16 protein-coding genes are annotated in these 18,061 nt (G+C 71.1%); 6 read left to right on the top strand and 10 right to left on the bottom strand.

What is annotated here, in order from left to right; translation table 11 throughout:
- Positions 1-423 precede the first annotated feature (423 nt).
- Complete coding sequence (locus tag K8638_RS20680) at positions 424-1,641, top strand: M20/M25/M40 family metallo-hydrolase (RefSeq protein WP_223756290.1); 1,218 nt, start codon at positions 424-426, stop codon at positions 1,639-1,641.
- 46 nt (positions 1,642-1,687) lie between these two features.
- Here the strand turns inward: K8638_RS20680 and K8638_RS20675 are convergent, their stop codons facing one another.
- The 4 genes from K8638_RS20675 to K8638_RS20660 form a co-directional block, all read right to left on the bottom strand.
- A complete protein-coding gene (locus K8638_RS20675) occupies positions 1,688-2,155 on the bottom strand; it encodes a hypothetical protein (protein ID WP_223756289.1) in 468 nt (155 codons plus the stop codon).
- Positions 2,156-2,160: 5 nt separating this feature from the next.
- A complete protein-coding gene (locus K8638_RS20670) occupies positions 2,161-3,216 on the bottom strand; it encodes a hypothetical protein (RefSeq protein WP_223756288.1) in 1,056 nt (351 codons plus the stop codon).
- A gap of 81 nt (positions 3,217-3,297) precedes the next feature.
- Positions 3,298-3,849 (bottom strand): response regulator, encoded by a 552-nt coding sequence (locus tag K8638_RS20665; RefSeq protein WP_223756287.1) that lies wholly within the window; start codon positions 3,847-3,849, stop codon positions 3,298-3,300.
- Complete coding sequence (locus K8638_RS20660; RefSeq protein WP_223756286.1) at positions 3,836-5,215, bottom strand: ATP-binding protein; 1,380 nt, start codon at positions 5,213-5,215, stop codon at positions 3,836-3,838. Before K8638_RS20660 ends, K8638_RS20665 begins: the two co-directional genes overlap by 14 nt.
- 145 nt (positions 5,216-5,360) lie before the next feature.
- On the opposite strand from K8638_RS20660, the gene K8638_RS20655 reads away from it, so the two are divergent.
- Both K8638_RS20655 and queD read left to right on the top strand, forming a co-directional pair.
- Positions 5,361-5,984 (top strand): hypothetical protein, encoded by a 624-nt coding sequence (locus K8638_RS20655; protein WP_223756285.1) that lies wholly within the window; start codon positions 5,361-5,363, stop codon positions 5,982-5,984.
- A gap of 23 nt (positions 5,985-6,007) precedes the next feature.
- Complete coding sequence (queD, locus tag K8638_RS20650; RefSeq protein ID WP_225937447.1) at positions 6,008-6,406, top strand: 6-carboxytetrahydropterin synthase QueD; 399 nt, start codon at positions 6,008-6,010, stop codon at positions 6,404-6,406.
- Between the two features lie 52 nt (positions 6,407-6,458).
- On the opposite strand, the gene K8638_RS20645 is transcribed toward queD, so the two are convergent.
- Together K8638_RS20645 and K8638_RS20640 are read right to left on the bottom strand one after the other, a co-directional pair.
- On the bottom strand, positions 6,459-8,003 hold the full coding sequence (locus K8638_RS20645) for a DUF1501 domain-containing protein (RefSeq protein ID WP_223756284.1): 1,545 nt from the start codon (positions 8,001-8,003) through the stop codon (positions 6,459-6,461).
- Between the two features lie 5 nt (positions 8,004-8,008).
- Positions 8,009-9,676, bottom strand: a complete 1,668-nt coding sequence (locus tag K8638_RS20640) for a DUF1800 family protein (protein ID WP_223756283.1) — start codon at positions 9,674-9,676, stop codon at positions 8,009-8,011.
- A gap of 239 nt (positions 9,677-9,915) precedes the next feature.
- Here K8638_RS20640 and K8638_RS20635 point away from each other — a divergent pair, with 239 nt between their 5' ends.
- Complete coding sequence (locus tag K8638_RS20635; RefSeq protein ID WP_223756282.1) at positions 9,916-11,280, top strand: DUF2254 domain-containing protein; 1,365 nt, start codon at positions 9,916-9,918, stop codon at positions 11,278-11,280.
- Positions 11,281-11,301: 21 nt separating this feature from the next.
- Here the strand turns inward: K8638_RS20635 and K8638_RS20630 are convergent, their stop codons facing one another.
- A complete protein-coding gene (locus K8638_RS20630; protein WP_223756466.1) occupies positions 11,302-11,493 on the bottom strand; it encodes a hypothetical protein in 192 nt (63 codons plus the stop codon).
- 68 nt (positions 11,494-11,561) lie between these two features.
- Entirely contained in the window at positions 11,562-12,284 is a 723-nt protein-coding gene (locus tag K8638_RS20625; protein ID WP_223756281.1) for an alpha/beta hydrolase, read from the bottom strand.
- Between the two features lie 182 nt (positions 12,285-12,466).
- On the opposite strand from K8638_RS20625, the gene K8638_RS20620 reads away from it, so the two are divergent.
- On the top strand, positions 12,467-14,860 hold the full coding sequence (locus K8638_RS20620) for a glycoside hydrolase family 31 protein (protein WP_223756280.1): 2,394 nt from the start codon (positions 12,467-12,469) through the stop codon (positions 14,858-14,860).
- A gap of 69 nt (positions 14,861-14,929) precedes the next feature.
- Complete coding sequence (locus tag K8638_RS20615) at positions 14,930-16,243, top strand: hypothetical protein (protein ID WP_223756279.1); 1,314 nt, start codon at positions 14,930-14,932, stop codon at positions 16,241-16,243.
- 24 nt (positions 16,244-16,267) lie between these two features.
- Here K8638_RS20615 and K8638_RS20610 read toward each other — a convergent pair whose 3' ends face one another.
- Positions 16,268-17,440 (bottom strand): threonine synthase, encoded by a 1,173-nt coding sequence (locus K8638_RS20610; protein WP_223756278.1) that lies wholly within the window; start codon positions 17,438-17,440, stop codon positions 16,268-16,270.
- 55 nt (positions 17,441-17,495) lie between these two features.
- On the bottom strand, positions 17,496-17,888 hold the full coding sequence (locus K8638_RS45255; protein ID WP_223756465.1) for a DUSAM domain-containing protein: 393 nt from the start codon (positions 17,886-17,888) through the stop codon (positions 17,496-17,498).
- Positions 17,889-18,061: the final 173 nt, after the last annotated feature.

Here is an 18,061-nt window from a genome sequence, read left to right as displayed (position 1 = left end):
GACGCACGGCACTCCGCCATGTCCAGCGGCTTCACGCGGGCGGCGTGGTGGGCATGGGCCCGAGCGTGTCTCTTCCCGTCGGGCCCCCCATGCCCGGCCGGCTCCACTCCCCACTGAAGCCGCCGGCGGGCGGGAAGAGAAGAGGCTCTGCCCCATGACCTGAAAGTGGGAACGCGGCGGGCCGAGGCAAGCAACGCGCACGGCGTGCCCCCGGGCGGCCGCACCGTGAGACGCACCGGTGCACGCCCGCGCCCTCCTCGCCCCCCGGTCGGAGACCTCTGTTCACCGCGGCACATCCCTCCGATTCCATTTTAATCTGTATTATCGGAAAAACAGACTGCTCCCGCCGCGAGGGGCCGCATGGAGCGGGCCCTCGCCGCATGCGGCGCAACACCCCACCCCCGCCCCTGAGGAGCTGTGCGCATGAAGAGGCTGATTCCCGTCTCCCTGATGCTGCTGAGCACCACCCCCGCCTTCGCCGAGCAGCGCAAGAGCGAGCCTCCGGACCGGGAGGTCTGGGTCACCCTGGGCACGGACGCGGTCGCGCCCATGCGCGAGTCCTTCAAGAGCGCGGGCTGGGACGAGCCCGCCACCGTCCTGGCAAAGGAGCACGCGTCGGTGTTCCGCCTGCGCGAGTCGCAGCTCTCCCGGCTCGCGACGCTCATGCACGAGCGCTTCAACCGGTGCGCGGGCTTCATCACCTATGACACCCGTGAGGAGGCCCTGGCCTCGCTGGAGCCCGCCCCGGCCGTGGCCCCGCAGAGCCTGGTCACCTACACGCTCGACAACGCCACCACCGTCAACACGCTGATGGGCACGGTGCTGGAGTCGAACGTGCGGAGCACCATCACCTCGCTGTCGAGCTACACGACGCGCTACTACACGTCACAAAGCGGCGTGGACGCGGCCAACTGGCTGCTGTCGAAGTGGAAGAGCTACGTCCCCGCCACCCGCACCGACGTCACCGTGGAGCTGTTCCGGCACGCGAGCTGGGCCCAGCCGTCCGTCATCTTCACCATCCGCGGCACCACGCTGCCGAACGAGGTCGTGGTGGTGGGCGGGCACCTGGACTCCATCAACCAGTCGGGCAGCACCGCGCCGGGCGCGGATGACGATGCCTCGGGCGTGGCGTCCTTCACGGAGGTCATCCGCGCCGCCATGGCCCGCAACTACCGGCCGCAGCGCACGGTGAAGTTCATGGCCTACGCCGCCGAGGAGGTGGGCCTGCGCGGCTCCAAGGAGATCGCCACCTACCACAAGAACAACGGCATCAACGTGGTGGGCGTCCTGCAGCTCGACATGACGAACTACAAGGGCTCGTCCACCATCGATGTCGGCGTCGTCACCGACTACACCCACGCCGCGCAGAACACGTTCCTGCGCAACCTCATCACCACGTACGTGAAGATTCCGCAGACCAACACCTCGTGCGGCTACGGGTGCTCGGACCACGCCGCGTGGCACAACCTGGGCTACGCCGCGTCCATCCCCTTCGAGGCCACGGTGAGCGCCGGCAACCCGTACATCCACACCTCGAGCGACACGCTTGCCCGCTCCTCGGGCACCGCCACCCACGCGCTCAAGTTCACCAAGATTGCCGCCGCGTACGTGGCCGAGCTGGCCAAGGGCACCGCGCAGTAGCCGCGGCCCCGCGGGCCTCCACCCCCTTCCGGGTGGAGGTCCGCGGTCAGAAGCCCCGGAACAGGGGCCGGCCGTGGGACAGCCAGGGCCAGGGAATCCCGAGCACGACGAGGAGCATCGTCACGAGGATTCCCACCGCCCACACGCGGTGCCGCGCATGGGGCGCCTCGGCACGGCGGCTCAGCTGGGACGACACATGCGCGGCGGTGAGCGCCAGGAGCATCATCACCGGGTGCTCCACGGTGAAGAACCGCAGGAAGGAGACGGACATGCTGGTCCGGAACGCCTCCATCGTCCCTGGCGTGAGCGGACTGAGCACGGAGTAGAGCGTCAGCCCGAGCAGGAACTGGAGGTCGAGCACGGAGACGAGCAGCACCTGGAGGCGCCGGTCGGAGTGGGTCCAGTCCCGGCCGCGCAGCCAGCCCACCAGGGACCTTCCCAGCACCACCACGCCGAGCACCACCACGCCCCAGCGCAGCCACGAGTGCAGGAGCAACACCACGGAATAGAGCATGTCGTTCACCGGCCCGCCCGGGCGGGCATGGCGTCAATCCATCGTTGAATGAGCGCGTGGCCCTGCTCGTCCACCACGCGCGTGCCCACCGGCGGCATCTGCGCGGCGTCTCCACGAGCGGCCATGCGGTGCAGCAGCGTGCTGCGCTTCGCGTCCCCGGGCGTGACGCGCGGGTGGCTGCCTCCGAACAGTCCCGAGGTCTGGAAGAGGGACTTCACGCCCACCGACGTCCGCCAGGTGTCCGTCGCCTCCACGGAGCCGAGCTCGCCGGCCTCCAGGCGCAGGTGGAGCCCGGACGTGCTCCCGAGCGCGTGGAGGTTGACGTTGTGGCATGACACGCCGCAGTTCATGTGCAGATAGCCCAGCGCCTCCGCCTCCACCGGCGCTCCGGGGATTCGGAGCGCCTGCCCGGGCGCGTGTGTGAGGAGTCCCTCCTGGACGAGCCGCTCCAGCGTCACCCCCCGCGCGTCCTGGTGCGCGAGCGCGACCGCCTCGAACCCGAGCACCCCGTCCGCGCGACCGCCGTGGCACGTCAGGCAGTCCGCCTGACTGGGGATTTCGTAGTCCTTCGTTCCGGGGACGTTGCGCTCGCCGTCCGTCAATTCGAGCGCGGTGCGCTCGTCGTCGCTCCAGCGGTACGTCGTCCGCAGCCAGGTGCCGTTGGGCCGCTTCCACAGGAAGCGCGTCTCGATGCGCCGGCCCTTCCACCGGAACTCCTTCCAGAGCTTCGTCCCCACCGGGAAGCGCCACTCGTCCATCCGCGAGGTGTCCACGCGTGTCCCCGGCGGCAGGAAGATGAAACGCGACTTGTCCAGCCCGTCGCTCCAGAGCTGGAGGCCGGGGGTGAAGGGCCGCACCTCCGGGGGCACCGTCCTCGTCTTCCAGCCCGTGCCGCCCTCGCCATAGAGGCCCGTGCAGGCCAGATGCTGGAGCCCCTCGCACCGGACGCCACCGTCCGTTTCGCTCCACCCGGACACCTCCGGGGTGGACTTCCGGTTGCAGCCCCAGCCGGGCAGCACCACGAGGATGAGAAGAAGCGCGCCCAGGCGCGGAGTGGACATCGAGCCTCCCGACATGCGCCAACCTAACGGCGCACCCGGGGCGCTTCATGCGTCTTGATGACGCACCCCGTGGGCGCGGGCTCACTTCGGCACGGGGTGCTTGGCCAGCTTGCGCTGGAGGCTCCGCCGCTGGATGCGGAGCAGCCGCGCGGCCTGGGAGATGTTTCCTCCGCAGTCCGCGAGGACGCGCTGGATGTGCTCCCACTCCGCGCGCGCCAGCGAGGGCACCTCGTGCTCCCGGGCCGCCTCCTGGCCCTCCGGCAGCGTGGCTCCGGCGAAGGCCAGCAGGATGTCGTCCACGTCCGCCGGCTTGGGCAGGTAGTGCGTGGCACCCCGCCGCACGGCCTCCACCGCCGTGGCGATGCTCCCGTAGCCGGTGAGCACCACCATCCTGGTGCGCGCGTCCACCGCCTTCAGCTCGCGCACCAGGTCCAGTCCGGAGCCGTCCGGCAGACGCAGGTCGATGACCGCGTACCCCGGGCGCAGCTCCCGTGCGCGCTCGAGCGCCTCTCCCACGCTGGCCGCTCCGTGCGCCACGAAGCCGAGCCGGCCGAAGGCCCGCACCAGCCGCTCGCGGTACGTCTCGTCATCGTCGACGACGAGCACCGTGGGGGACGCTTCACCCGGCCGCACAGACGGCCTCCGTCCGGCTGGGCAATTCCAGCGTCACCCGCGTCCCCCGCCCCTCCTCGGACACCAGCTCCAGCCGGCCTCCGCACAGCTCGGCGTACGTCTGACTGAGGAAGAGCCCCAGCCCCATGCCCTGCCCGGCGGGCTTGGTGGTGAAGAAGGGCTCGCCCAGGCGCGGCAGCAGCGCGCGGGGGACTCCGGTGCCCAGGTCCTCCACCGTGAAGCACAGGCGCTCCCCGTCCCCTCGCGCCGTGACGGTGACGGCCGCCTGGGTGGCGTCACTCGCCTGGAGCCCGTTGCGCACCAGGTTCGCCAGCACCTGCACCAGCCCCCGCACCGGGCACCACAGCGGCAGGTCCGGGCCCGCATCGAAGCGGAGGCGGGCCAGCTCCGCCGCGCCGAGCTGCTCCCGCAGCCGCGCCAGCACCGCCCCCGTCGTGGTCCGCTCGGGCACCTCCCCCATCGACCGGCCGGCCCGCGCGCTCATTCGCTCCAGGATGTCGCGGCACCGCTCCACCTCGTCGCGGATGAGGCGCGCGTCCTCCAGTGCCTCGCCCGGCTCCTCCAGGATGAGGGACTCCAGCTCGTTGGCGGCGATGGCGATGGTGCCCAGGGGCGTGCCCAGCTCATGCGCCGCGCCCGCGGCCAGCGTGCTCAGGGACGCGAGCTTCTCCGCCCGCGCCGTGAGCTGCTGCGCCCGGACCACGGCCTCCTGCCGGTCCCTCAGCGCCGCGGACACCCGGGCGACCACGAATGCGATGACCCCGGAGGTGAGCGCGAAGGCAATCCACATGCCCACCAGGTGGAGCGACTCCGCCTCCCCGGCGCCACCATGCGCCGGCCGCGGCAGGGGCACGTGGAAGGCGAAGAGGTTCGCGTAGCCCAGCATGGACAGCAGCGCGATGAGCACCGTCCAGCGCGGGCCCAGCACGAGCGCCGCGAGCGTCACGTGGACGAGATACAGCATGCCGAACGGATTGGCCGGCCCTCCGGAGAGCGCGAGCAACCCCGTCAGCAGCAGCAGGTCGAGCACGAGCACGCCGCCCAGCACACCCGGGCGCACGGTGGAGGCGCGGGCGAGCCACAGCGCGAGGAGGAGGTTGGACACCGCCGTCGTCGCCACCAGGGCCAGCAGCGGCGCCACCGGCAGCTCCACCCCGAGCCCGTTCGAGACGACGAGCACCGTCAGCGCCTGCCCGGCGGCCGCGTGCCAGCGCAGCCGCACCAGCCAGCCGAGCGCGATGGCACTGGAGGAGAGCCGCGCCACCACCTCCCGGGCCGAGCTGCGGTAGGCATGGCGCGGCGGCTCCGCGTTCAGCAGCGGAGCACCGGGTGGGACGGCCCGGGCGTCGGTCGACACGCTGGACACGCTTCCCTTCATACCCCGGGCCGTCACGGAGTGAGTGCGTCAAGTTGACGCACCGGCGCCCACCTGCACGGCACCTCACCCCTCCCTCCAGGGCAGGGTCGCTCATCGGCACGCACCGATATCCTCGTGTCCCGGAGGCATCGCCATGGCCCCTGTCACGAGCGTCCTGCGTGAGCTGTTCGACCAGCACCTGCCCGCCTCTGACTATGCGGACCCGGACCCCGCGGCCTTCCAGCCCGCTCCGCTCCTGGCGTTCGCGACGCGGGTGACGGACGCCTACGCCGCGGATGACCGGCTCGTCGACCCCGCCTTCGCCTTCTCGTGGCAGGCGCTGATGGACCACACGCGGGAGGTCCACGCGCTCGTGCGGCCGCACCTGGACATCGGGTTCTCCACGCGGACCGTCTACTCCGGCCCCGAGGACATCGCCGCGGACGTGGAGCGGGGGCGGCTCGAAATCAACACCGAGCACTGCGTGCACCCCCTCTGGACGCCGGAGGAGAACTGCCTCTTCCGCATCGTCCATGACGTCCTGCCGCACGTCCTGTACCTGCGGCCCTTCTCCCTGGAGGGAGAGGTGCTGGCCTTCCATGACCACGTCCGGCGGACCCCTCCCGAGGCCCGGCTGGCGCTGTTCACGGAGCTCGTCGCCTACGCGTCCATCCGCTACTCCACGGGCGTGTACCCCGAAATCCAGAAGTGCATCGCTTTTCCAGGGCTTCTCTCGGAATACGAGGCCCGCTTCCTCCCGCTCGACTCACGGACGTGACGGGGGTAGAAGGCCCCCCCACGATGGAGACCCGCCCCGCGAAGAAGCCCGTGCTCGTGACTGAAATCTCGAAGGAGTTCACCTTCGAGGCCGCGCACCGGCTCCCCCACGTGCCCGAGGGCCACAAGTGCGCGCGGATGCACGGGCACAGCTACAACGTGGAAATCACCATCCGGGGCCCCGTGGACCCCCGGCTCGGCTGGATTGTCGACTTCGCCGAGCTGACCGCGGCCTGGCAGCGCATCCACGCCCAGCTCGACCACCGGCTCCTGAACGAGGTGCCCGGGCTGGAGAACCCCACGAGCGAGCTGCTGGCCGCGTGGCTCTTCGAGCGCCTGACGGTGCCCGGCGCGCGGGTGGTGAAGATTCGCGTCGCGGAGACCTGCACCTCCGCCTGCACCGTCTACGCCGTCGACGAATGAGGCGTCCGGGGCGACGCGCTCCGCTGCGCGCGCCGCCCCGAGCCCGCGACGGCTACGCGTCCGGCAGCATGAAGCCAATCCGGTACGAGCGCGCGGACGACGGGAAGCTCCTCGCCGTGGCCGAGGCCACGTAGCCCGCGAGGTTGGGGAACACGTAGTCACGCTCCGTGGCCGTGTTGAGCCCCAGCCAGTACGCGAGGCTGTAGGCGTACTGGTCCACCGTCAGCGTGGGAATCCAGCGCCCCTTGGAGTCGACGGTGCTGAGGTTGTTCACCGCGTTCCCCGACAGGTCCAGGTTGGGGAAGGGGCCGTAGAGCCGGCGCCCCTGGACACGGTCTCCCAGGACGAGGGCATGGCTCCCCCAGGCATGGTCGGTGCCCCGGTCGGAGTTCTCCATCAGCGTCCGGCTGAAGTCGCTCATCGTGAAGAGCGTGGCCTGCGGCGGGCTCGCGCCGAAGATGCCCTCCGCGCGGAGCAGGTCCATGGCCTGGTGGAAGGCCGCCAGCGAGAAGTCGAGCTGCGCGAGCAGCGCGTCCTGGGTCGCCCGCTGTCCCACGTGGGTGTCGAAGCCACCGAGCCCCACCGAGAACACCTGCCGCCGGACGCCGAGCCCTCCGCTCGCCGTGGGCATGGCTCCGGCGATGAGGTCCCGCAGCACCTGCTTGAGCTGCGTGTGCAGCGACCAGCCCGTGCTCCCCGTCGGCGGTGGGACGAACAGGGCGTCAATCGCGTCGCGCGTGGCCTGGGGAAGCGCGTTCCAGGCCGCGTCTCGCGCCGTGGTGCGCGCCGTGGCGAAGGCCTGCGCCGTGGTGAACACCCCACCGTAGGACGCCTCCAGCGTGACGTCGTTGTCGATGCCCACCACCTGGGAGAGCGCCTCGTTCTGGAGCGCGTTGAAGTTGGCGTCGGTCGTCTGGCGGAAGGCGAGCGTGCCGCTCGACGACACCATCATCGGCTGGCGCACCGCGCCCGCGGCGAAGAGCGCCTTGCCTCCGAACGAGGTCACCTCGGGGTACTCGCCCGGATTCAGGCCGTGGATTTTGTCCGCGACACGGCCGGCCCACCCCGTGGCCTTGCCCACGAGGGCCAGCGGCAGCGCCGCGGTGGAGGGGTTCGCGATGGCGCTCGCCCAGGCGTCCTGCTGGTCACTGTGGGAGTACAGGTTGTCCGGCCGGGCCACCGCTTCCGTCGTGTAGTCACTCTTCAGCATGGGCAGCACGAGCGGGCCCACGTTGCACAGCACGGCGGCGCGCTCCTGCTCGAAGAGCGCCTGGAGGCGCGTGAGCGCGGGGTGCAGCCCGTAGGAGCCCGCGGTCAGCCCCACGGGGTTGATGGGCAGGAGCGAGCCCTGGGGGATGCCCACGTTGGGCCGCGCCGCCAGGTACTGCGCGTAGGGGGTGCTGCCCAGGGGGACGATGACGTTGTTGCTGTCATTGCCGCCCAGCAGGAAGACACACACCGTGGCGCGGTAGCCCGCGTAGCCGGTCAGCGTGGCGGCCTTCGCCTCACCCAGCCACTTCGGGAGCGTGGCCGCGGCGGCGAGGAAGCCCAGGCTGCTGGTGGCACCTTGGAGGAACTTGCGTCGAGAGAAGGTCATGGGGCTCACCGCTGGATCTGGAACTCGGGGGAAAGCGACGTGAGGAAGAAGCCCAGCTTCTTCCTTCGCGTCGTGTCGCCGGCGCGCGGGTCGGTGATGGCGTTGTAGACGACGAGCTGGAGGTCGGACGACATGGTGTCGTGCAGCAGGTAGCGGCCCAGCCAGAGCACCAGGTCATCGGGGTCCGCGGGCACGGTGCTCAGGTCGATGACGACTCCGGCGGTGGCGGGCGCGGTCGAGTAGAGCAGCTCGTGTACGAAGTTGGCGCGCGCGGCGACGGTGGCCGTGTCGAGGATGGCGAACTCGGGGCCCAGCAGGCCGTTGCCTCCGGGCGCGGGCGTGTTGGGCGGGTAGTAGCTGAAGACGGAGGGCGGACGGGGCACGTACTGGCCCAGCGCGCGGCTCCAGCTATTGAGCTTCGCGCCCGGGTCCTTGTCCGCGGACGTGTCGAGCTGCACGTTCAGCCACCGGACGACGCTGGTGATGAACAGCGCGGGCGGGCGCAGGTGCCCGTAGGTGGCGTACAGCGACAGCGGCGGCTGCGGGCCACGCGCCTCGTTGTCCTCCAGGATGGCGCGGACCACCGCGCGCAAATCCCCGCGCACGCCGCTGCCGTTGTTCTTGAAGACGTTCACCACCCGCTGGACGTACGCGGGGCTGGGGTTGCTGGTGACGAGGTGCTGGATGAGCTGCTTGCAGATGAACGGCGGGAGGTTGGGGTCCGCGAAGATGTTGTCGAGCGCCTCCTTCAGGTGCTGCGCGGCGCCGGCCCCGTTCGTCGTCGAGACGCCCCGCAGGAGCACCTGCGAGCTGGAGTCATGGTTCACATCGCAGCCAATCATCGGCTGCGCATAGCTGGCCGGGTTGGAGCGCCCCACCGTGGGGCAGGCGGCGCCGCCATAGGTCCACCCGGAGAGCGCATGGGCGAAGGCCTGGACGTGGGCCTCCGTGTAGGCGGGAATCGGCGCCCCCTCGCCGTCGAGTTGCTGGGTGCCGTCCTCGTTCAGCTTGTGGAGCCCCAGCGTGAAGAGCTGGAGCAGCTCCCGCGCGTAGTTCTCGTTGGGCTCGATGGGCTCGCCCTTCGTATTGAAGGCCTTGTTGTTCGCCATGTCGAGGTACGTCCCCATGGCGGGGTCCTTCGTGACGGCATCCAGGAGCGTGCGGAAGTTGCCGAAGGCGCGCGAGGAGAGCAGGTTGAGGTACCCCGCCATCGCCACCTTGGGCTCCGACTCGGGGGTGCTCGTGTTCTCCGGGATGCCCGACTGGGAGATGACGAGGACCTGGCTCAGCGCGAACGCCACCCGCTGCCGGAGCTGGTCCTGTCCCGTGACGGCGTTGACGAAGAACTGCGAGCCCAGGTCCTTGCTGGCGCTGGTGCCATCGAACAGGGAGCGCGGGGCGCTGAACTGGTCGGAGATGGACTGGGTGATGCCCACCGACACCACGCGCTCCACCGAGTCGAGGGGCAGCGTGGTGGCCCCGTTCGCGAGGCGCGGGCCGAAGGTGGCCTGCTCCAGGAAGCGGATGGCGTTCTCCTCGGAGGGAGTGTCGAGCGGCTCGATGGCCTGCGCCTCCTCACCGAGCTGCTGTGGGTCGGGTTGTTCGGGCGGGGCCCCTTCCGGCGCGCAGGCTGACGCGAGCACGGCGAGGGCTAGAGCGTAACGTCGGGTCATCCAGGACTCCTTCTTGGAAATGCGCGTGGCCTTCGGCCCGCGCCAGAGCCGTCCTGCATGAAAAGCAGGACAAACTGAATAAACATTCAAGTCTCGCCAAAGGAAAGAACCCAGCGCGGAGGGCTCGGAGCGCCGGGGCACCGGGCCCTCGCTCTCCACCGTGCCTGGAGGTACCGGGGGGTCCTCCAGTGGACACCTCTCGCCCTGCCAGGGTCGGCGGGTGTCCCCATCGTAGGAGCGTGGACTGGCATCCCTATCGCTCGATGCTGCTCCTTCGTGTCCGGTCGCTTGCCAACCGGCTCGGCGAGAGTCTGCTCATCATCCCCGCCGTCATGGTGCTGGGAGCCGTGTTGCTGGAGCTCACGGTCTCCCGGCTGGACCGCATCCTCGAGCCGCGCTCGCTCCCGGGTTTCCTGCGCCTCTCCTCCGAGGCCACCGTCCAGCTCCTGAGCACCATCGCCGGTGCCACCATCACCACCGTGGGGGTGGTCTTCTCGCTCCTCGTGGTCTCCATGCAGCTCGCCAGCGGGCAGTTCTCCCCGCGTGTACTGCACACCTTCTTTCGCGAGCGGCTCGGCAAGGTGGTGGTGGGCCTGCTCACGGCGGTCTTCACCTACTGCGTGCTGGCGCTCAGGGCGCTGCCGGAGAACCTCGAGTCGACGCCCACCGCGGTGCCACACCTCACCGTTGATGTCGCGGTGCTCCTCACCCTGGTGAGCGTCATCGCGCTGGTGCTCTACCTGCACCGCATCGCGCGCCGGCAGTACGTGGGCAGCATCATCGCCTCCATCACCGAGGAGACCGTCGGGCAGGTCGATGCGATATGCCGGATGCGGCGACACCTCCCGCCACGAGAGCCGCCCGACGTGTCCGGACTCGGCCCGCCGCTCGTGGTGAGCGCTCAGGTCAGTGGCTGGGTCCAGCAGGTGAACACCACGGGACTGCTCGCGGCGATTCCCCCGGGCAGCGTGCTGCGGCTGGAGACACGGGTGGGGGCCTTCCTCGCGAAGGGCATCCCGCTCGCGACCCTCTGGCCGCGGCCTCCGCGGGGAGAGACGGTGGGGCGTGCCATCCAGGCCTCGCTGGCGGTGGGGGACCGCCGGACGACCCGGCAGGACGTGGACTTCGGGCTGCGGCAGCTCTCGGACATCGCCCTGCGCTCCCTCTCCCCGGCGGTGAACGACCCCACCACCGCCATCGAGGTGGTGGTGCGCATGGCCACCATCCTCCGGCCGCTGCTGCTCACCGAGTTGCCCCCGCAGGTGCGCGTGGCGGACAACGGCTCCGTGCTGCTGCAACCGTGGGACCTCGACCACGCGGAGTACGTCCGTCATGCCTTCGAGCAGCTCCGCGTCTACGCGGCGCCCCACCCCCAGGTGGCCATCGCCCTGGTGCGCTCCCTGCGGATGCTCTGGGAGGCGGTGGAGGGCGCGGACCGGCTCGGTACGCAGCGGGAGCTGGAGCGCCAGCTCGACCTGACGCTCCAGGGCTGCGAGCGCGCGCCGCTGCTGCCCGCGGACCTGGAAGCGGTGCGTGAGGCCGCCATGCACGCCCAGAACCCGCTGCGCCAGCTCGCCCCTCCGAACGCGCCCGTCGTGCACTGACGCGGGCGGCGCCGGCGGGGGCTACCGGGACGCGTCCGGCTCCGCGGGCCGGAACAGCGCGCAGATGCGCACCGGCTGGGGCGGGTACTTCCGGGGCAGCAGCGGGCACATGATGAACGTGGACGTCCGCGACTGGACGTAGCGCGGCGGCGCGGCGCAGCGGTGGCAGAGGCTTTCCGGAAAGGGCAGCGATTCGGGCGGTGGCTGTGTCATGGCCTGTGCGGGAGGGAGCATCGCATGAGCCCCCCGGAAAGCCGCCACAACTCCCCTTCGAACCTGCCTCAGCGCCCTCCGGCCGCGTTCAGCCAGTCGATGGCCTCGCCCACGACCTCGGGCGGAATCACGTGGCCGCCCTTGAACTCGTGGTAGCGCACGTCCAGCCCCGCCGCCTCCAACTGCGGGACGATGCGGCGGCTGTACCGCGCGACGGGCAGCACCCCGTCCTTGTCCCCGTGCGAGATGAACAGGCGCGGAGTCCCGTGCGAGTCGCGCGGCGCCGCGAAGCCCGGCGAGAAGGCCATGATGTGCCGGAACAGGTCGCCGTTGATGATGCCCAGTGACAGCGCGTACGAAGCCCCGTCCGAGAAGCCCGCCAGCACCACCCGCTCCGGGTCCACCGCGTAGCGCTCGAAGACGTGGTCCAGCACCTGGTCCAGGAAGGCCACGTCCTGCCCGTAGTCCCCCATGACGAGGTCCCACGAGGGCGCACGCGACTCGGGCGCCAGCAGCAGGAAGCCCTCCGTGTCCGCCAGGTCCTGCAGCCAGCCCAGCGTCTGCCGCGCGTTGCCTCCCGCGCCGTGCAGCATCACCACCAGCGCCGCCGGCTTCTCCGGGCTGTAGTCCTCCGGCACGTACAGCAGCCCGTCCCGCTTGCCGCCCAACCCCAGCGGGTGCAGCCCCTTCGGTCCGGCCTTCTCGCCGCGGGCCTTGTCCGGCCGCGCGCGCAGGCGCCCATCACTCCTCAGCGTGTGCAGGGCATCGCCCCGCGGTCCCTCGAATGCCATCGTCGTACGTCCTGCTGCCTCATCTCGCCTCCGCCAGACCCGCGCCCCTCGGTAGGAGCGCCCGTCCGGTGCTGGAAGCCGTGCCTCGAACGAGGGCACATGGGTGTCCGCCAAGAACATCTCCCGCGCCCCTGACATTCTTCGTATGCCGCCCGGTTGACTGCCCTCCCTACAATCCGCGCATGCGCATCGAAGAGCTGGCCGTCGAGCCTGCCCGCCTGCGGCTGTGGGGACCGCGGGCCACGCTGGAGGTCTCCTGTCCCCTCCCCGGCGTGCTGCGGCTGCGGCATGCGCCGACGTCCTCCACCGTTGGCTTCCTGCATCCCCAGCTTCCCGCCAGGCGCTCGTGGGCCGTGGTGGGAACCTCCGGCCTCCGCCCCCTGGACGTGACGCGTGAGGACGGGCGTGTGCGGGTACACACGGAGGACGCGGCGCTGGAGCTGGCGACGGACACCGGCACGTGGAGCTTCCACGACGCGGCCGGGCGCGAGCTGGCGCGCAGCACCCGCGTGGCCGGCGAGGTGAAGGCCGGCTACCCGATGAGCACATACCGCTCCTGGCTGACGCTGCACGCGCCGCCGGGCGAGGCCTACCTGGGCTTCGGCGAGAAGGTGGGCCCGCTGGACAAGCGCGGCATGCACTTCACGTTCTGGAACACGGACGTGCTGCCGCACCACCCGGACACGGACCCGCTCTACCAGTCCATCCCCTTCTTCGTGGGCCTGCGCGGCGGCGTGGCCTGGGGCCTGTACCTGGACGAGACGTGGCGCTCCGAGGTGGACGTGGCGCTGGCGGACGGCACGCGGATGGAGTGGGAGTCCTGGGGGCCGGAGCTGGACTGTTATCTCTTCGTCGGCCCCCGGCCGGCGGACGTGGTGCGCCGCTACACCGCGCTCACCGGCCGCATGCCGCTGCCGCCGCTGTGGAGCCTGGGCGCGCAGCAGAGCCGCTGGGGATACGAGAGCGCGCAGGACATCCGGGGCGTCATCCGCGGCTACCGCGCGAGGGATTTACCACTGGACTGCGTGTACCTCGACATCGACTACATGGACACCTACAAGGCCTGGACGTGGGACCGGACGCGCTTCCCGGACCCGGCGGCGCTCATCCGTGACGCCGCCGCCGAGGGCGTGCGCGTGGTCCCCATCGTCGACCCGGCGCTGAAGCAGGAGCCGGGGTGGTCCGTGTACGACGAGGCTCGCAAGCGCGACTTCCTGGTGCGGTACGACCGCGGCGACGTGCTGGTGGGCGAGGTGTGGCCCCGCCCCGCCGTCTTCCCGGACCTGACGCGCGAGGAGGTGCAGCGCTGGTGGGGCGGCCTGCACCGTGACTTCGTGGCGCTGGGCGTGGCCGGCTTCTGGAATGACATGAACGAGCCGTCCTGCTTCGCGGTGCAGCCGGACGTCGGCATCTTCACCATCAGCAACGAGCGCGCCCAGGGCGTTGGCACGGTGGAGGGCAAGACGCTGCCGTACGACGCGCGGCACGGGGACAAGCGGCACCTGGAGGTGCACAACGTCTACGCGCTGGGCATGGCGAAGGGGGCGTACGAGGCACTGCGGGAGATGCGGCCGGAGGCGCGGCCCTTCCTCCTCACGCGCGCGGGCTCCGCGGGCATCCAACGCTACGCGGCGGTGTGGACGGGGGACAACTCCAGCCACTGGACGCAACTGGAGACGAGCATTCCCATGCTGGTGGGGCTGGGCCTGTCGGGTGTGCCCTTCACGGGCGTGGACATCCCCGGCTTCATCGGCCACCCGAGCGGCGAGCTGCTGGTGCGGTGGATGCAGACGGGCACCTTCTACCCGCTGATGCGCAACCACGCGGGCAAGGGCACGGAGCCGCAGGAGCCGTGGCGCTTCGGTGAGCCGTACCTGTCCCTGGCGCGCGAGGCGCTGAAGCGGCGCTACCGGCTGCTGCCCACGCTCTACACGCTGATGCACGAGGCCGCGGAGACGGGACTGCCCCCGCTGCGCCCGCTGGTGCTGCACGCGCCCGAGGATGCGGAGACGGTGGCGGCGTATGACGAGTTCCTCTTCGGGGAGGACCTGCTGGTGGCGCCGGTGGTGCGCCCCGGGCACACGAAGCGGCTGGCGTACCTGCCCGCGGGGCTGTGGCTGGAGTGGCCCGGCCTGGAGCGGCCGGGCGCGATTGTCGAGGGCGGCCGGCACGTCATCGCGGAGGGGCCCCTGGACACGGTGCCGGTGTGGCTGCGCGCGGGCGGCGCGGTGGCGCTGACACGGCCGGCGAAGCACACCACCACGGCCAACTGGGGCCACCTGGAGTGGCACCTGCACGCGGCCCCGGAGGTGCACGGACGGCTCTATGAGGACGCGGGGGACGGGTATGGCGACTCACGCCTCACCCTGCTGAGCGGGCGGCAGGCGGACGGCGCGCTCGAGCTGGAGCAGCGGGTGGAGGGCGTGCTGCCCCTGGCGCGCGCGGAGGAGACGCTTCACGTGTACGGACTGCCCTACGTGAGTGGGGTGACGGGCGCGCGCTCGTACACGTTCGAGCGAGGTGTGCTGGAAATCCGCGTGGCCGCGGGCTGGACGCGGCTGACGGTGGATACGTGAGCCCGAGAGCCAGAGTGAGGCATGATGCAACGACCCACGCCTCCCGGGCCCCGTGCAGCCGAGGTCTTCATGTCCCGCCCCTTCCACTTCCGCGCGCTCGCGTGCGCGCTCCTCGCCGTCGCCGCCGCATGCAGCGGGAACGACCCGGCGCCCACTCCCACCGCGCCCCAGACTCCGGCCACCTGGCACAAGGACGTCGCGCCGCTGATGCAACAGAAGTGCGGCACCTGCCACGTCGAGGGCGGCATCGCCCCCTTCGCGCTCCAGACGTACGCCGACGCCTTCGCCCACCGCGCCGCCATCCGGTCCGCCGTCCAGGCCCGCACCATGCCGCCCTGGCCCCCAGCCGCGGACTGCTCCACGTACCAGCAGGACCGCTCGCTCAACGACACGCAGGTGGCCCTGCTCACGCGCTGGGTGGACGAGGGCGCCGCCGAGGGCAACCCGGCCGAGGCCCCCGCTCCCGTCGCCCCCACCGGCGGCCTGTCCCGCGTCGACGTCCGGCTGGAGATGGCCGACGCCTACCTCCCCCAGCAGTCCCCCGACGACTACCGCTGCTTCCTCATCGACTGGCCCGAGACGCGCACGCGCTACATCACCGGCTTCCGCGCCGACCCGGGCAACCGCGCCACCGTCCACCACGTCATCGCCTTCCTCGCCCAGCCCGACGAGGCCGCCGCCTACCAGGCCCTCGATGACGCCTCCGCCGGCCCCGGCTACACCTGCTTCGGCGGCCCCGGTGGCCCCGACGCCACCCGCGCCACGTGGCTGGGCGGCTGGGCTCCCGGCACCCTCGGCCAGGACTTCCCCGAGGACACCGGCCTGCGCATCGAGCCCGGCTCCAAGGTCATCCTCCAGGTCCACTACAACGACCACGGCCAGCGCGCCGGCTCGGACCGCACCGCCGTCGCCTTCAAGGTCGACGACACCGTGCGGAAGGTCGCCATCGTCCAGCCCTGGGCCAACCCGGGCTGGCCGCGGGGCACCGTCCCCATGCCGATTCCCGCCGGGAGCGCAGACACCTCGCACCTGTGGTCCCAGGAACTGACGCCCTTCGCGTCCTTCATCACCGGGGGCGTCTTCCAGAACGGCGTGCCCGTCACCATCCACTCCGCCGCCCTGCACATGCACACCCGGGGCACTCGCACTCGCGCCGAAATCCAGCGCGCCTCCGGTGCCCGCGAGTGCCTCCTGGACATTCCCCACTGGGACTTCCACTGGCAGGGCAGCTACTACCTTCAGAAGCCCGTGCAGCTCTGGAACGGGGACCGGCTGAACGTCGAGTGCCACTGGGACAACAGCGCCCCGGGCGCCACCGACCGCTCCTGGGGCGAGGGCACCGACGACGAGATGTGCCTCGGCGTCTTCTACCTCACCCAGTAGCCGGCCCGGCCATGTGGCCCCGCGTCACCACAGCGGGGCCATGTTCTCCACGTACTTGAAGCCCGTGCCCGTGTTGAACACCACCACGGACTCCTCGGGCGTCACCTGCCCCGCCGCCAGGAGCTTGCGCAGCGCCGCCACGCACGCGCCGCCCTCCGGTGCGACGAAGAGTCCCTCGGCGGAGCAGGCGTCCTTCACGCCCTGGATGATTTCAGCCTCCGTCACGGCCACCGCCGTGCCCCGGCTCTCCTTCACCGCGCGCAGAATCAGGAAGTCCCCCAGCGCCTTGGGCACCCGCAGGCCGTGCGCGTGCGTCGTCGCCCCGGGCCACATCGGCGCGTCCGGCTTCCCCTCCGCGTGCGCCTTCACAATCGGCGCGCACCCCTCCGCCTGCACCGCCACCATGCGCGGCCGCTTCGAGCCGATGAGGCCCATGGCCTCCATCTCCTCGAACGCCTTCCACATGCCGATGAGCCCCGTACCACCCCCCGTCGGGTAGAGGATGACGTCCGGCAGCGTCCACCCGAGCTGCTCCGCCAGCTCGTAGCCCATCGTCTTCTTGCCCTCCACGCGGAAGGGCTCCTTCAGCGTCGCGCACTCGTACCAGCCGTGCTCCTTCGCCAGCCCCGCGCAGATGCGCCCCGCATCCGTGATGAGGCCGTCCACCGTCTCCACGTGGGCGCCGTACGCGCGCGTCTCCATCAGGAACAGGCTGGCGATGTCCCTCGGCACGAAGACGTGCGCCTCCAGCCCGCCGCGCGCCGCGTAGGCCCCCAGCGCACTCCCCGCGTTGCCCGCCGACGGCAGGCACACCGCCTTCGCGCCCAGCACCTTCGCCATCGTCACCGCCGCGGACAACCCGCGCGCCTTGAACGAGCCCGTCGGGTTGCCGCTCTCGTCCTTCACCCACACGCGCTTCATGCCCAGGTGCGCGCCCAGCCGGGGCGCGGACAACAGCGGCGTCCAGCCCTCCCCCAGGCTCAACCGCTGCGCCGGGTCCTCCACCGGCATCACCTCGTGGTAGCGCCACATGGAGCGCTCGCGCGAGGCCAGCGCCTCCGGCCGCAGCGTCCGTGCCGCGCGCTCCAGGTCGTACCGCGCGAACAGCGGCGCGTTGCACGCGGCGCACAGGTTCAGCACGACGCCCGGCGCGTACGTCCGGTCGCACTTCGTACAGTCCAGTCGGGTCAGGGGCATGAGACCGGCGAATCTACGCCAGACGCCCGCGCCTGACGGGAACACACGCCACGTCTCAGTGCGAGACTGCGCCGCGCTGCTGGATGGAGCGGGCAGGACGGGTCGCGCCGGCGCCTCGCTGCCGGAGCTGGCCCACATTGCGCACGTCCAACAACGGCCTTCGAGCACCATCCACGTCACCCGCCTGATTGCGCTGGTCCACCTCCCGCATGACACGCGGCAGGCGGCGCGAACCTTGGCGGATGTGCGTTGCAACCTCCCTCAACAGCTCGGCCGTGCTCGCGTCGGTCCGCAGTGCCCGCTCGGCTTCTTCTGGGCTGGTAGCCACATCCGGCGCGGTTGCTTGAAGGAGAGCTCGGATTTCGTCCGTCACCGGGAAGGGCTGCCCCTGGCCGGTGACGCGGCGGTTCAGCTCCCAGATTGCATCCCATTTGCGTTGGTCCGGCAGGCCAGGCCTCTCCTGGCGGCGGGGGCGCCACTCCGTGCGTCCCTGCCTCGCGGGCCCGCGCGGGCTCAGTCAGGGCGCGGATGCGTCCTGCCATGGTGTTGACGCGCACGTCTGCTGATGGGCGAGCAAGCCGGCTGGTTGATGGGCATCCGTCAGGAGCAGGCGGGCCGTCA

The organism is Myxococcus sp. RHSTA-1-4 (genome assembly GCF_020037125.1).
Classification (GTDB): Bacteria; Myxococcota; Myxococcia; order Myxococcales; family Myxococcaceae; genus Myxococcus.
This window is presented reverse-complemented; position numbering and strand designations above follow the sequence as displayed.

Excerpts from the sequence above, each read along its gene's own strand:
- K8638_RS20680 (WP_223756290.1), top strand. The coding sequence starts at position 424 with ATGAAGAGGCTGATTCCCGTCTCCCTGATGCTGCTGAGCACCACCCCC.
- K8638_RS20675 (WP_223756289.1), bottom strand. The coding sequence starts at position 2,155 with ATGCTCTATTCCGTGGTGTTGCTCCTGCACTCGTGGCTGCGCTGGGGC.
- K8638_RS20670 (WP_223756288.1), bottom strand. The coding sequence starts at position 3,216 with ATGTCCACTCCGCGCCTGGGCGCGCTTCTTCTCATCCTCGTGGTGCTG.
- K8638_RS20655 (WP_223756285.1), top strand. The coding sequence starts at position 5,361 with ATGGCCCCTGTCACGAGCGTCCTGCGTGAGCTGTTCGACCAGCACCTG.
- queD (WP_225937447.1), top strand. The coding sequence starts at position 6,008 with ATGGAGACCCGCCCCGCGAAGAAGCCCGTGCTCGTGACTGAAATCTCG.
- K8638_RS20645 (WP_223756284.1), bottom strand. The coding sequence starts at position 8,003 with ATGACCTTCTCTCGACGCAAGTTCCTCCAAGGTGCCACCAGCAGCCTG.
- K8638_RS20640 (WP_223756283.1), bottom strand. The coding sequence starts at position 9,676 with ATGACCCGACGTTACGCTCTAGCCCTCGCCGTGCTCGCGTCAGCCTGC.
- K8638_RS20630 (WP_223756466.1), bottom strand. The coding sequence starts at position 11,493 with ATGACACAGCCACCGCCCGAATCGCTGCCCTTTCCGGAAAGCCTCTGC.
- K8638_RS20625 (WP_223756281.1), bottom strand. The coding sequence starts at position 12,284 with ATGGCATTCGAGGGACCGCGGGGCGATGCCCTGCACACGCTGAGGAGT.
- K8638_RS20620 (WP_223756280.1), top strand. The coding sequence starts at position 12,467 with ATGCGCATCGAAGAGCTGGCCGTCGAGCCTGCCCGCCTGCGGCTGTGG.
- K8638_RS20615 (WP_223756279.1), top strand. The coding sequence starts at position 14,930 with ATGTCCCGCCCCTTCCACTTCCGCGCGCTCGCGTGCGCGCTCCTCGCC.
- K8638_RS20610 (WP_223756278.1), bottom strand. The coding sequence starts at position 17,440 with ATGCCCCTGACCCGACTGGACTGTACGAAGTGCGACCGGACGTACGCG.